General features: G+C 34.8%; 9 protein-coding genes. 1 reads left to right on the top strand and 8 read right to left on the bottom strand.

Features of this window, described 5'->3' with window-relative positions; all coding sequences use genetic code 11:
• Positions 1-95: 95 nt before the first annotated feature.
• The 8 genes from argH to F6K23_RS23880 all read right to left on the bottom strand — a co-directional run bounded on the left by argH (position 96) and on the right by F6K23_RS23880 (position 11675).
• A complete protein-coding gene (gene argH, locus F6K23_RS23915) occupies positions 96-1484 on the bottom strand; it encodes an argininosuccinate lyase (protein WP_293160445.1) in 1389 nt (462 codons plus the stop codon).
• A gap of 315 nt (positions 1485-1799) precedes the next feature.
• The gene (locus F6K23_RS23910; protein WP_293160443.1) at positions 1800-2042 is read right to left on the bottom strand and encodes a hypothetical protein; all 243 of its coding nucleotides are present in this window, start codon (positions 2040-2042) and stop codon (positions 1800-1802) included.
• Positions 2043-2154: 112 nt separating this feature from the next.
• Positions 2155-3582, bottom strand: a complete 1428-nt coding sequence (locus tag F6K23_RS23905) for a PP2C family protein-serine/threonine phosphatase (protein ID WP_293160441.1) — start codon at positions 3580-3582, stop codon at positions 2155-2157.
• A 652-nt stretch (positions 3583-4234) separates the two neighbouring features.
• Positions 4235-4513: a zinc ribbon domain-containing protein gene (locus F6K23_RS23900; RefSeq protein ID WP_293160439.1), complete on the bottom strand. Its 279-nt coding sequence runs from the start codon at positions 4511-4513 to the stop codon at positions 4235-4237.
• An 813-nt stretch (positions 4514-5326) separates the two neighbouring features.
• Complete coding sequence (gene ftsY, locus F6K23_RS23895) at positions 5327-6988, bottom strand: signal recognition particle-docking protein FtsY (protein ID WP_293160437.1); 1662 nt, start codon at positions 6986-6988, stop codon at positions 5327-5329.
• A gap of 1862 nt (positions 6989-8850) precedes the next feature.
• A complete protein-coding gene (gene nusB / locus F6K23_RS23890) occupies positions 8851-9474 on the bottom strand; it encodes a transcription antitermination factor NusB (protein WP_293160436.1) in 624 nt (207 codons plus the stop codon).
• A 145-nt stretch (positions 9475-9619) separates the two neighbouring features.
• Positions 9620-9799: a hypothetical protein gene (locus F6K23_RS23885; RefSeq protein ID WP_287244680.1), complete on the bottom strand. Its 180-nt coding sequence runs from the start codon at positions 9797-9799 to the stop codon at positions 9620-9622.
• A gap of 1156 nt (positions 9800-10955) precedes the next feature.
• Positions 10956-11675 (bottom strand): DUF502 domain-containing protein, encoded by a 720-nt coding sequence (locus F6K23_RS23880; protein ID WP_293160433.1) that lies wholly within the window; start codon positions 11673-11675, stop codon positions 10956-10958.
• A 2529-nt stretch (positions 11676-14204) separates the two neighbouring features.
• Between F6K23_RS23880 and dnaG the strand changes: the two genes are divergently transcribed.
• Positions 14205-15677, top strand: a 1473-nt coding sequence (gene dnaG, locus F6K23_RS23875) for a DNA primase (protein ID WP_293160431.1), incomplete at its 3' end; no start/stop codon positions are given.

The raw sequence follows: 15677 nt of genomic DNA, 5'->3' as shown, positions 1-15677 counted from the left end.
TTTAAGGTTCCAAGCGATAAATTTTGATATGTAAAATGTCAAATCTAGATTTGAGACTTAGTAACTCAAATCTAGAATCTGACAATTAAATAAAATTAAATTGCCAATTTATGTTTAGCTGTAGCAATTTCTTTTTTTACTTGTTCAAAACCTGTACCACCATAACTATTCCGTGCTGATACTACTTGTTCAGGAGCGATCGCTTGATAAATATCTGCTGCAAATTTTGGATGTAATTCTTGCCATTCTTCTAGGGTTAAATCTTTCAACAATTTATCAGTAGAAATACAAGTTTTCACAACTTTACCTACTAAATTATAAGCTTCTCGAAATGGCACGCCACGAGCTGCTAAATAATCTGCCACATCTGTGGCGTTAGAAAAATCTTCTGAAACTGCCTCTGTTAAGCGATGACTATTAAACTGTAAACCTTCAGAAAGTAAAATTGTCATTGCTTCTAGACAACCTTTAACTGTTCTTATAGTGTCAAATAAACCTTCTTTATCTTCTTGTAAATCTTTATTATAAGCTAGTGGCAGTCCCTTCATCACCACTAACATACCTTGTAAATGACCAAAAACTCGGCCTGTTTTTCCCCTAACTAACTCTGGCACATCAGGATTTTTCTTTTGAGGCATAATACTAGAACCAGTAGCACAACTATCAGTTAAAGTAACAAACCTAAACTCTTCAGATGACCATAAAATTATTTCCTCTGCCAAACGACTTAAATGAACCATAATTATACTAGCTGCACAGAGAAATTCAATAGCAAAATCTCGGTCACTTACCCCATCCAAACTATTAGCATAAGGCTTTTCAAACTTTAATAATTCAGCAGTATAGTGTCTATCTATAGGAAAAGTTGTACCTGCTAAAGCACCACAACCAAGAGGAGAAATATTCACTCGGCGATAAACATCTCCTAGTCGTTCCCAGTCTCTTTCAGATTTGTGAAAATAAGCCAAAAAATGATGAGCTAAACTCAAAGGTTGTGCCCTTTGTAGATGAGTATAACCAGGAATTAAAGTTTCTATATTAGATTCAGCTAACCCCAATAAAGATGATTGAAAACTTCTTAATAAATCCCTAATTTGCTGAATTTCTTCTCGTAAATAAAGTCTCGTATCAGTTCCTACTTGGTCATTTCTCGACCTAGCTGTATGTAACTTCTTACCAATATCTCCAGTAATTTCTGTAAGTCTTTTTTCCACAGCAAAGTGAACATCTTCCGCATCTACATCAGGGCAAAATTTTCCCTCTCGATACTCTTGACGAATTTGTTCTAAACCCTTAACTAACTTTTCACCTTCGTCTGCGGAAATAATACCTGTTTTAGCCAACATTTTTGTATGAGCTACCGAACCAGTAATATCGTACTCAATTAATTCAATGTCAAAACTAATACTGGCATTAAATTTAGCTATAGTAGGATGCAACGCCTTTTCAAATCTTTTGCTCCAAGTTTGTTTATCTTGCGTCATTTTGCAGATTTTTTTCTATTTAACTCTATTCAGATGTAAGGTTTTATAGCAGTGGAAGGAAAGGACGCAGACAGATCAAAAGCTCAAAATTCAGACATTGCCAGCTTCTTCCTTCTTCCTTTATAATAGTTAGTAGTTATCAGCTTTTCCTCAAGTCATGCTCCACTGGCCATAATTTAGCTGGAGCGCTGAAAATTCAAGGGTTTAAGTCCTCCACTATATTTGAAAATTAGTGGTGCGTGTTAATGATGGATTAAAACCACAATTATACACCTTGAGAAGCTGATTGCTGATTGCTGATTGCTGAGTGCTACTTCAAGGCAAAATGCTCTTAACCATCCAACCAATAACTAGACCAACTAATAGTGCCCATACTTGACCACATTCTATAAAATTGTTCCAAGCTTTTTGCACATCAGACCATAAGTTTACATCAACTTGTTGAGCGAAAAGTTGCCAACTATACAATATTTTTGGTCCTAACAAATCTAGAATATTAGTCTCATAAATAATCTGATTAAAATCTGATGTAGTTGTGGAAATTATATTAATAATCATATATTTATCAAAATAATTGGGTCGCGCCACCCCGCAGGGAAATAGTGAAATGTTTTTGGAGGGTTGCTCACGCATCCCCGTTACAAAAACAACTTTTGACTTCTGACGTGCGTTAATCTCCTGTAGAAGATTTTACTCTCATCACTACTAGAGTCATATCATCTGGATTTTGGTTTCCTTCACCAACAAATTGTTTTACTTGAGCAAATAGGTAGTCTAATATTTCTTGTGGTTCTCGATAATTTTGACACGCAAACTTGAAAGCTTCGCTCAATTTAATATCATCGTAACGATCGCCATTTTGATTAGCTGCATCTGTAAACCCATCTGTATAATAAATAATAGTATCTCCTGGATTGAGTTTCACTTGTGCTTCATGGTATTCAGGGTCTACTTCTAAACCAACTAACATTCCCACAGTATCTAACTGTACGATAGAATTACTAGCAGCTTGCCACAACATTGGAGGATGATGGGCCGCATTGCTATAGGACAAAATGCGGGTTTCTGGATCGTACTCTGAATAAAACAAAGTCACAAATCTATGAGAACTTTCCAGGTCAGCATACATTACTTGGTTCAAATGTTGGAGAACTCGTGCTGGTGAGTGGCGGTTTAATACCTCAGCTCTCAACATTCCTCTAGTCATGGTCATAATTAAACCAGCAGGTACACCTTTGCCCATTACATCTCCAATCACTATACTCCAGCGACAGGGTTGCTGTGTCTTATTCTTGGAATTCAACTGGTCGTAGTTGGAGGGAATAAAATCATAATAGTCTCCTCCTACTCGGTTTGCTGTTTGACAACGAGCAGCAAGGGTAATGCCAGGAATTTCTGGACATTCTGGAGGCAATAGTTGCAGTTGAATTTCTGCCCCTATTTCTAGTTCTCTGTCCAAACGTTCCTTTTCTCGTAAGGATGTAGCTAATTCATCATTAGCGATCGCTACTGCGGTCTGGTCTGTTACTAGACGAATTAATTTTTGCCTTGCTGGTGTCCATACATATTCTGGGTCGTGACTAAATACATATAGACGACCTCGTTCTGAGTTATTCACCAGAATTGATGCTCCAAATAATTGAACATCATTGCCTAGATAGTTGCTAACTTGATAGTCCAAACTAGCGGTTTGAATTGAGATTTCTTGTAGTTCTGCGGGTAAGGTTGTTTCTGTAATAAATTGACTAGTTGCTACTTCTAATGCTTGGCGAATATCTTGACATTGGCGACCTTCTTGGCAGTGTAGTTGTTGGAACCTAACTTGACCATTGGGTTTAAATAATACCAGTGCGCCTCCATCAGCATCGGTTACTCGACAACCAATTAGAGGAATCAATTCTAGAAACTGATTTAGATTATTGAAGCTTCGTAAGGCAAAGCCAAGAGAACTTAATAAATCATTAACATTTTGTTGTTCTTTGTGTAAACGGGCCACCATTTGTTTGAGAGCATATACTGATGTTATTGGTGAAGATGTCTCACTGGTAGTTTGGTCTGTTGGTTCGGGGTAGTTTCGATGTACTGGCACTATAGTCATTTGTTTGATATATAGATTTGATTTACTTAAAGTCTGTTGATGTTTGATGGTTAGTTATACATTTTTAACTCAAGTTTTGACAATTTTTGGTTTCTCTAGTTGCTGTTATCTTGTCTCTGTCTTGTTTTGCTAAGAGTTTTGATTTGAGCTATTTGTTTTGGTGCTATGACTTTCTTGAGTTTGATTTTTTTTAGATAAAATTTTATTCCCTCAATTTAGGAGATTTAGTCTATTAATTTGTAAGCATTTCCTGCGGAATGCTGCGCAAACAGCTATTAGCAATCAGCTCGAGCGCAATAAAAATTAATGAACTAAGTATTTGCTTAACTTCTACCGCATTTTTGAACAAAGAATTGAAGCACAAGAACAACGAGCTTAAATTGTCCGCTAAAGGTAATAAAGCTGACCGCTGACCGCTGAATGCTTACATTAATTTATCCACAATATCTTCAGGATAAATTCCTAAGTAAACTTAATTTTATAGTTTCAGTCTTTGATTTTTTTTACCATAACTATAAAATTTTTATCTCAAAGTAAATTATTAATTTTATACTTTTTTATCTAATGTGTATCTTTTTCATAGATGATATTTTAAATTATTTATTTTTGCTTGAATTACTATTTTTGTGAATTTTCTGCTGAATTTTTCTTGCTAGTTAAGTTCTCTCCCGTTAAATCGGAGATTATAACGGGAGCTTCTCAAACAAAGAAGTTTCTTGCGAGTGCTGACGCAACGCTGCGCGAACACCGGCTGATTAACATCTAAGTCTCCACAAGCAGACAAGATAATACCCACCTCGTTTAATTCTTTATTTAATATGTTAATTACAGCATTCTCGTCCCTATTTAAAACTACTTGACATTGAGGACAAAAGTGAGTTCTAACTGATAAAGTTTTAGGTACTTTTTGACTGCAATTACTACAATGCATGTGACGTATTGTGAGGATTTACGGGCGAATAGCCATTCGCCCCTACTTACATGAACACCTTAAATAATTAATAATTAATAATTAATAATTAATTATTAAAGAATCATTCATTATTCATTATTCATTATTCATTGTTAATTATTTACCTACATCATAAATTGATTTTGATAGTTTAGTGTTTTTAGCCAAGCCTTTAATGTTAAGGTCTGCCTTCGGCGCGCCACTCCGCGTCTACAATGGCAATTAGGTCATATCCTTTCACTAATTTATGAGCAGTCTTTATAGTGGAAATCTTCTCTTTGCCTAGCAATATTTTGATGTAGTCTAGCTATTCTATTTTGTGCCCCCTCCAGTTGTTAGACCCAATTTCTTTTCTAGATACTTTTTTTTGCTTTCTTGCTAAATTAGATTGATATTTTCTATAAAAAATTAAGGTTCAGTCACCAAACAACAAATTTATCTACATCACTTCTTTTCAGCTTCAAAGTATGAATAATATTGCTGTTAAATTCATTTTTTTTTACAGCTAAATTTGTAGTTATTTTTCATACTAATTATTACTAGATACTGAAAGCAATATCAACATTTAGTTTGTTTATTTTTGTTTCCTGTAGTTTCAAGTAAATTTCAAGGATGATTCTTAATTTAAAAAATATCCTAAATAACACTAGGTTCTATAGGAAAATCAAAATTATAGAGTCTGATACTCCCACCTTAATTATTTTTACACTTCTACCGAAAAATACATCCGTTTTTTCACTACTACTACTGCTATATCCTTACCCATTTTCAACAGTTAAGAGTGATGAATCTCTAACCACTTAGAAGAGCTTCAACGAACTCATAACTAGAAAATGGACGCAGGTCTTCCAGACTTTCTCCCACACCAATAAAACGAATCGGTAGACCTAGTTGCTTGACAACAGCTAGTGCAACACCACCCTTAGCAGTTCCATCAAGTTTTGTCAAGACTACTCCGCTAAGTTTAGCAGCTTTTGCAAATACTTCTGCTTGCCGTAAACCATTTTGACCAAGTGTAGCATCTAACACTAGTAGAGATTCCACCACTGCATCTGGTGCTTTTTTCTCCACTATCCGATGAATTTTACTAAGTTCGTCCATCAAATTTTTCTTGTTTTGTAGTCTTCCGGCAGTGTCCACCAGTAATAATTCTGTATTTCTGACTTGAGCAGCTACTATAGCATCAAACACTACCGCTGCTGGATCGGTATTCTTTCCTGCATTAGCAATTACTTCTACTTCACTGCGTTGTCCCCAAATTTTCAACTGTTCTACTGCTGCTGCTCGAAATGTATCTGCTGCTGCAATTAAACATCTATAGTTTGACTTGGTAGCTAAATGAGCAATTTTACCGATAGTTGTGGTTTTACCTGCCCCATTTACACCATTAACCAGCCAAATATTCAAAGTATCTTTTTCTGGGACAAAAGTTAAGTTGTAGGCAGGACTAATTGTTTCAGAATCTTGGAATGGCTTATCTAGAATATCTCGTAAAATGCTTTTCAGATAGGCGATCGCTTCTTCTGGTGGTAAAACTTCTTCACGCAATTTATTTTGTAGGGTTTCTATCACTAAGTCTGTTGCTTCTACTCCTACATCAGCTTGTAGTAACATTGACTCTATTTCCATCACCGCATCTTGATTTAGCGGTCCTTGGCCAACAATTGCCCGTAATTGATTGAGTAAGTTGCGTCGAGTTCTATCTAAGCCTTGTCGTAATTTCTTCAGCCAAGAAATTTCTTCTACAGATACTTGTTCTGGACGACGTCCTTGAGCTGCTAAAATTTCTGCTGACCAGAGAAATGCTTCATCAAGTATTAGGGGGTCTATTTCTTCTAGTTCTATTTCTACGGTTGTTTTCTCAAGAGTTTCTGGTTCTGGTTCTTCTATGGCTGTTTCTTTGAGACGTTCTACTCTTGCTTGTCTTTCTGCTTGAGCTTTAGCCCAGAAAGGTAGTTGTTCTGATGTTTGAGTTTCTTCAAAAGTTGAATCTGGCTTGACTTGAGTTTCTTCTTCGGTCGGTTTTGCTTGGCTAGAGGGGGTTTCCTCTACTATTGGAACTGGTTTAACCAGGGTATCTGTTTCTGTGGATTCTGGTTTTTCTGCTGCAATATGCTCTATTATAGGTAGAGTATCTGATATGGTTGGATCGCTTTTTGTCTCTGTTGAGGGTATTTGAGTTTCTAGCTTTTCCTCTACATCAGTAGTCTCTGTTGCGATTTGAGATTCTTGTGAATCATTTTTTTTCTTTTCTTGAAGATTTTTGTAAGCTGCTTTAGCCCAACTTAAATAATCTTCTGTTGTCTGTTCTGACTCTTCTGTTGATTTTGCTTGTGATTCAACTTGATCTTCTACCTGTTCTTTCTGTTCTTTTTCAGCTTCAGGTTTAGATATCTCCTTTGAAGTTTTGTCTGAGCTGTCATTATATTGACGACGGAACCAATTAAAAACCATACTTATTCTAGATATTACTATTTTAAATAGTCTATTTTATACTGAGTTATGTTCAACCATCGCATAATTACAGAACTTTTTGTTTGAGTAAACCACAAAATATTTTGGGGTTATTTTCCAGACTTATAGTTTATCCATTGGAAAACCACTGTCAGATATTTGTGAATATCCAAACTCAATAACCTGCTTTGTGGAAACCATAAATTATTTCCTTATTAATTAATTACAGCAGATTTCAGGTAAATGAGGTACACATAAGAATGATAAAGTTTTTCCAGTGTGAGCATCTTGCCCGCGACTGGTGTACCTTACTAATATGAAATACCCTGTCAACTACTTGTAACTCAAATTATGCACGTCAATTTCTCACATAAATAAAAAGTACCACAAACATCAGTTGGTTGCTAATATCATTGATCTTTAAATACCCACAATAAAAATTTTAGGGAATAGGAAACACCGGTTCTGGGAATAGGGAGAAATTTATCAAAGAAAACATTTTTACTATGACTAATTAATCAGACTAGAACTAAGCACTTATAGTCTATAAATCATCATAATTTAACTTAGACAAAAGCCAATAAAAACTGAATAACTTAAGCATAAATACTTTGTAAAACTAGATAATTAAAGCTTGCTGATTAAATCTAAAAGTACTGATATATAGATGTGCAAGGTTTTTCCCTTAAGCTGTAAATGCGAGCATTTTGAGTAGATAACAGCAGAAAAATGTAGGAAAAATTGTTCCGACTACATTTTCTGTAATATCAAATTGATAAGTATTTGCTACAAAAAGCTAGGGTATTTCTTAGTCCTCAGGCAGGGAAGCCGTCGGTAGGGAAACGTACAGAATGAATAGCTTCTATGCCTTTTCTTAGTTCATAAATTATTTTGTTGCTCAAAGGGATATCTCCTAGAAAGTCATTTTCTCGTACTTATTATTCGTAACATTATTTAGGGCTTGCTGATTAAATATCAAAGCATTGACTGATATTGGTTTTAGCATTTTTTTGTCTAAAAAAGTACCAGCTTTGGAATGGAAAGAGCTGCATAAAGCTAGTATTTTGGGATGATTATGGCAGAAAAATCAAGGGAAAATTCTTACTCCTACCTCCTCGCTCATTCCCATTCCTCCTGTCTCCTGTCTCCTGTCTCCTGTCTCCTGTCTCCTGTCTCCTGTCTCCTACCCTCACCCATAAGACTTTTTCAGCAAACCCTATTTATTTTAAATTGCTATAAGACCTAAAACATTTAGGAATAAATTCCTTGACTCTCGATCCAGTTAATTTTTTTGTCAGATAGGACTTAGGTCAATACAGTTCAGTTACAGCAGTTTTGGAGTTGATGAGGTACAAAGTTTTATGAGTTTAGCGAATAGGAAATAGGAAACAGAGATTAGTATTAAACTGCACTTCACTTTTAGGAAATAGGGAATAGAGATTAATATTAAGCCGTACTTCTCGCTTCCTCAAAAGTGCTGTAGGAATTTTTTTAGCAGTTATGTAAAGAGAATTTATGACCTAAAAACTGGTATTGAAGCTATTCATTCTAACTAGGTCTTCCTAAGTCGTGAATTCCAAGAAATACCCTAACTATTTGTAGCCAACATTTATCAATTTGGTATTAATTTGAGTGTAGCACTATAGTTTTTTTACATAATTGCTGTCAAAGCAAAGACCTTAATTTTAACTTTTGACAACTATATCTATATATAGCAATCGAAGCAAAGGTTAGAACAGATCAAAAGCTTAATACTCAGACAACATAATACTTTTTCTTCTTCCTTCTTCCTTCTTCCTTCTTCCTTCTTCCTTCTTCCTTCTTCCTTCTTCCTTCTTCCTTCTTCCTTCTGCTATAACTATTCAAGCTAAATTTATTTTATTTAGCACTCTTCGCAATACCCCATTAATAAATCTATATCCATCTTCACTACTGTAACGCTTGGCTAATTTTACAGCTTCATTAATTGCCACTTGTTCTTGAATGCCAATAAACATCATTTCTGTAACTGAAATTCTGAGAATATCTATATCTATTCTAGGCAAACGTTCTATTTGCCAATCTACAATTGATTCTCTCAATAAACTATCAATTTCCTCTTTATTATCATTCACTTTTATCAGAATTTCTAAAGCATACTTGCGAACTTCTAATTGATTAGTTAACTGAATTAATTCTGGTAACTCCACAGCAGTGCCAATACGATTAATTGCCGTTTGGCCTAACTCCACTGCTTCGTGGACCATCGAACTTGCACTTTGAACATCACTAGCACTAATTTGACTATTAAGGAGGCGATCGCTCCCTCTCTGTAATTCTGCTGCAGCAGTTTCTAAAATATCTTGGACTTCAGTTCTAAGAGTCCTAACTGCTGCGAGTATAACTTCTTGAAGTTGCTTTTTTTCTAGACTGCCTGAATTTGTTGGTAATTGACTCAGACCAAGCAGAGCTAGTTCGCGAGCTGTGGAGCGAGGAGCTTTGTTCATCTTAAATAGTTGCTGAAGACCTACACTATAATTTTTAATTTAGTGCCACGAGGAAAGCAACCAGCAAATAAATTACTTTCCTCTATTAACTTAAAACAAACTTAATTATTCTCCTTCAGTGCCATTAAACTTTTTCTTTTTCCTTCTAACTTTTGGTTGTACTTTGCTTTGTAATACTAACACCAACAGTAGTTAGCTCAGAAGTATCAAATATACTAAGTTGAACTGGTAAAGTTAAAACCTCAACTACTTTCTTGAGAAAATCAGTAGTTTTCTGTTTGACCAATTCACTGAAATTATAAGTATAACCATCTATTTCATGCAAGTGTTTACCGAATAATTAAAGTTTAAAGCCTCTCCTTTAGCGGTGGAGGGATGGCTCCGAAACCTGTGCTGTCCGACCATCGACCAAGAGAAAAAAAATTTTCATCTCTTTGTCAATCCTCTTCTTTTCAAGCAGAGGTAATTGTTAATAATTAATTCTTAATTATTAATTGTTGAAAATACTTATAATTAATTCCTTGGACTGTTTCAGTTTGAGTTTTAATATTGAAATTTCCAGTTTTTATAACAGCAACTCGACTAACATAAGTACCAATTTTTTACCGAATAATTAAGGTTTAAAGTCTCTCCTTTAAAGGAGAAAAAAGCGGTCGATCTTCGCAGCTTCCCCGTTGGGTGGGATGGCGCAATTCGGAGCGGGTCTGCAAGAACGGCTCTCCTCGCTGGCCGACCATCGACCAAGAAAAGAAAAAATTTTCATCTCTTTGTCAATCCTCTTCTTTTCCAGCAGAGGTAATAATTAATAATTAATTATTAATTATTAATTGTTGAACTTTGGTTACTATAGCTTTAACAGTATCTCCGGTTTGGAAGCTATAGAATGATTTCTTTCTAAGTTTGGCTTTAGTTATAGGAAAAACATATTTATGTGGCTTAACCATTTGTCTACTACCTCTACCCATTGCTTTAATTATTAATGGTTGATAATTACCGAAAAATTGTGGTTTAAAGCCTCCCCTTTTAAGGGGATAATAAAAAAAAATTTCATGAATTAGTCAATCCTCTTCTTTTCAAGGAGAGGTAATTATTCATTATTCATTATTCATTATTCATTGTTGAAAAATATTCAAAGTATCTGGAGTAGAAGTACCAAAACAAGCTGCAACTGAATTTATATTTAACATTTAAAACTCTCCTATTACTAGGGTAATATCCAACTACCAAATGTTATTTAAGCTTTTAAGACTAACTACACTTTCAATACCCAAATAGAATATTTAATAGTTAGTGATAGAGCTTCATACTGTTGAAACATCTGAAGGTCGCCCTCGCTTAAATAACGTAGTAAATTAATACTTAGGCGGGTCAACTAAGACTTAATAAAGACTGGCTTTACCAAGGCAAAATTATATTCTAAATATTCTCAGAATTACTGTTGGGTCGTTGACAGTTTTTGATAGCCTTTCATTATCAGTCGTTCAATCTTCTTCAGTGGAAAATTTTTGATAGTCCTCGCTTTCTAAAAGTAAAGGTTTGAGTCGAGCATTTGATTTTTTTTCTGGACGTACTGATTGATTTGGAGTTACTATTCCACCTGATATGAGAACTTTAAATGCTTCTTCCACTGACATTGAAACGTTAAGCACATCTTTTTCTGGCACTATGGCATACCAACCAGATGTAGGGTTAGGAGTAGTTGGAATAAAAAGACTTAGCATTGAGTCTCCTAGATGAGATTTAATTTGATCGCTAATCGTACCAGTGACAAAAGCTATAGTCCAAACTCCCTGACGCGGATATTCTACAAGTACCACACGGCGAAATTTCTCGTTAGAATCCTTGAGCAAAGTTTCTAAGATTTGCTTGAGAGTACCGTAGACTGACCCTGCAAATGGAATAGCTTGTAATATTCGCTCGCCTACATCTAATAACCATCTTCCAGCAATATTTCTAGCCATTAACCCAATCACTAGAATACTTAGCAATGGTACTGCTAGTCCTACTAAGAAATTTAGTAGACCCACTAAAGCTGGGTGTAAACCATCGAAGGGATTGATTTGTTTGGGGATCTTGGTCAAAAAATCTATTACCCACCGAGCAATAGTTATGGTCAACCAAATTGTTGTAGCTAATGGTATAACTACCAGCAGACCTGCAATTAGGTCGTTTTTTAAATCCTGCCTTATGCGTTGGAACACTGTTTATCCATTTCCTCGTAAATTGCTAGATATTTTTTGATCTAGCTTGAAACCAATTTTTTTTAATTTAATATTTATAGTTTTTATTCTGAATACTTACAATTATTAACAACTGTCAAGAATTGTTGCAATTGTAAATCCAAATCAAAATTGGACTGATTTTAATCATCTAAAATATTCAGAGGTATTTTCTACCACTTATCCATAGGAAGAATTTGACTGAGAGTCGTGGCTGATTTTCAGATGATATTCGATAAGTTTATATGGTAAAACAATTTGTCTGTTTTTCTCAACTGTAGACTTCGCCACATAAGTCACAGGGATCAAAAGCAATAGAAGAGAAAAGGGAGGAAGTAAAAAAGATTTAATGTTAACTTTCTTCACGCCTAAAATTAAAATACTATACCTGTCCTAAATAGATTGTGAACAAATTTTAGTTACTTAAATACTGAGGATTATTTATTTTGATATGTAGCTAATATTCATCTTCTGTATAGGATAGCTATATATATTTGCAACTATAGCAATATGGAATTATTTATGAGAATTTTATTACTTCGGCGTTCCTTATTTTCCTATTCCCTATGCTGAGGGTTATTTATCTTGATATGTAGTTAATATTCATCTTTTATAACTGCTGGGGCGGTAAGGGCAGAGAAAAATATCATCCGCTTAAGCACTCACTCAAAAAAAGTGACGACAGGAAAATTTTTCACCCCATCAACACATCAATATTACTCATGTAGAAGCGATCGCTATATTTACAAAGAAAATTATCATTTTATGAAGCTCAAAAAAAAACAGCAAGGCTTTAGCCGTTGCTTCCGCAAAAAAATTATGATAGTATGCAATTATTGGGTTGTGCTCGCCCCTACACATGACTTTTTATTCAACGCAAAAACAGCATTTCACTACTGAATATATATAGAAGAGATACTCACAACATCAAAACACCAGAAAAATTATCATCCTGTAAAGCACCTCCCAAAATGATGATAGGGAAAATTTTCACTCCATCAATACATGAGCAATATTCATGTAGAAGCGATCGCTATATTTACAAAGAAAATCGTCATTTTATGAAGCTCAAAAAAAACAGCAAGGCTTTAGCCGTTGCTTCCCCAAAAAAATTATGATAGTATGCAATTATTGGGTTGCACTCGCCCCTGCACATGACTTTTTATTCAACGCAAAAACAGCATTTCGCCACTGAATATATATAGAAGAGATACTCACAACATCAAAACGCCAGAAAAATTATCATCCGCTTAAGCACTCCCCAACCAAAAAAGTGATGATAGGGAAAATTTTCACTCCATCAAGACATCAATATTACTCATGTAGAAGCGATCGCTATATTTACAAAGAAAATTATCATTTTATGAAGCTCAAAAAAAATAGCAAGGCTTTAGCCGTTGCTTCCCCAAAAAAATTATGATAGTATGCGACTATTGGGTTGCACTCGCCCCCATACATGACTTTTTATTCAACGCAAAAACAGCATTTCACCACTGAATATATATAGAAGAGATACTCACAACATCAAAACACCAGAAAAATCATCCTGTGAAGCATCTCCCAGATGATAGGGAAAATTTTCACTCCATCAACACATGAGCAATATTCATGTAGAAGCGATCGCTATATTTACAAAGAAAATTATCATTTTATGAAGCTTAAAAAAAACGGCAAGGCTTTAGCCGTTGCTTCCCCAAAAAAATTATGATACTATGCAGTTATTAGGTGTTGTTCGTCCCTACGCATGACTTTTTGTTCAACACAAAAAATAGTATTTTGCAACTGAATACATATAGAAGAGATACTCACAACACCAAAACACCAGAAAAATCATCCTGTGAAGCACTACTCAAAAAAAGTAACCACAGGAAAATTTTTCACTCCACCAACACATCGTATCTAACGTAGAAGCGATGTAGCTACCGCACTTGCTGTGCCAGCGCTATGTTCACAAGGAAAATCATCATTTTATGAAGCTCAAAAAAAACGGCAAGGCTTTAGCCGTTGCTTTCCCAAAAAAATTATGATAATATGCAATTATTGGGTTGCGCTCGCCCCTGAGCATGACTTTTTATTCAACACAAAAACAGCATTTCGCCACTGAATATATATAGAAGAGATACTCACAACATCAAAACACCAGAAAAATCATCATCCTGTGAAGCATCTCCCAGATGATAGGGAAAATTTTCACCCCATCAACACATCAATATTACTCATGTAGAAGCGATCGCTATATTCACAAGGAAAATCATCATTTCCTGAAGCTCAAAAAAAAGGCAAGGCTTTAGCCGTTGCTTCCCCAAAAAAATTATGATAGTATGCAATTATTGGGTTGCGTTCGCCCCTGTACATGACTTTTTATTCAACGCAAAAAATAGTATTTCACAACGATTTATAGCAGTTTGAAAATAGATAGACTACAGTGCTCAAAGCATTCTCCTATTCCCTATTTTCTAACCTCAAATAATTTTCTAGTCTACTTAAATAAAAACCGCTGCAATAAATTCTATGAATAATTTTCGTTTTCATCAAGATACCATTACAGAAGTAAAAGAAAGAGCTGACATTTATGATGTTATCTCAGAGCATATTGTATTAAAAAAGCGAGGTAAAGATTATGTAGGATTATGCCCTTTTCATGAAGAAAAAACTCCTAGCTTTACTGTTAGTACCAGCAAACAAATGTACTACTGTTTTGGCTGTGGTGCAGGTGGTAATGCTTTGAAATTTCTGATGGAAGTTGGTAAGTCTTCTTTTAGCGATGTAGTCTTAGATTTAGCCAGACGTTATCAAATACAAATTAAAACTGAATCACCAGAAAATAGACAAGAATTTCAACGTCAAATTTCTCTGCGGGAACAACTTTATGAAATTTTGGCAATGGCTAATAGTTTTTATCAACACGCTTTGAGACAATCACAGGGAAAAATTGCTTTAGAGTATTTAAAATCTTCACGTCAAATTACAGAAGAAACTATTCAAAAATTTCAACTGGGTTATGCTCCTAATGGTTGGGAAACTATTTATGGTTATTTGGTGGAACAAAAAGGTTTTCCTGTAGAATTAGTGGAAAAAGCAGGATTAATTTTACCTAGAAAATCAGGCAATAGTTATTACGATAGATTTCGCGATCGCTTGATGATTCCTATTCATGATGTGCAAGGTAGAGTTATTGGTTTTGGTGGGAGAACTTTGAGTGATGAACAACCTAAATATTTGAATTCTCCTGAAACTGAATTATTTGATAAGGGTAAAACTTTATTTTGTTTGGATAAGGCAAAAACTGCTATTTCAAAACAGGATAAAGCTGTGGTTGTAGAAGGATATTTTGATGCAATTGCTCTTCATGCTGCGGGAATTAATAATGTTGTTGCTTCTTTAGGTACGGCATTAAGTTCTATTCAAATTAAACAACTTTTACGTTATACAGATTCTAAACAAATTATCTTAAATTTTGATGCCGACCGAGCAGGTATTCAAGCAACAGACCGGGCAATTGGAGAAATAGAAAATCTTGCTTATAGTGGGGACGTTCAACTGCGAATACTGAATATTCCTGATGGGAAAGATGCTGATGAATATTTGCAAAATTATTCGGCTGAAAAGTATCGGGAATTATTAGTTAATTCTCCACTATGGATTGACTGGCAAATTCAAAATATTGCAGCAAATAAAAATTTGAGTTTAGCTGATGAGTATGGTCAAACAACTCAACAAATAATTAAAATTTTAACGAAAATAACTAACGATAATCAGCTTACTTATTATCTTCAATATTGTGCAGATATTTTGAGTCAAGGAGATTCTCGGAGAGTTTCATTACTTACTGAAAATTTGTTGAACCAAGTTGTTATTCATTGGAAAAAGCTTTTAGCAGAGAACGAATTTTTATCAGCACCATTGCTAGTAGCAAAACAGTTAAAATATTATCGAAAAAATAATAGAAATTTCACTCAGGGAAAAAATAATAATTCACAGAAA

This window comes from Okeania sp. SIO2C9, from assembly GCF_010672455.1.
Classification (GTDB): domain Bacteria; phylum Cyanobacteriota; class Cyanobacteriia; order Cyanobacteriales; family Microcoleaceae; genus Okeania.
Note: the sequence above shows the minus strand (reverse complement) of the source record. Positions and strands in the feature narration are given on the sequence as shown.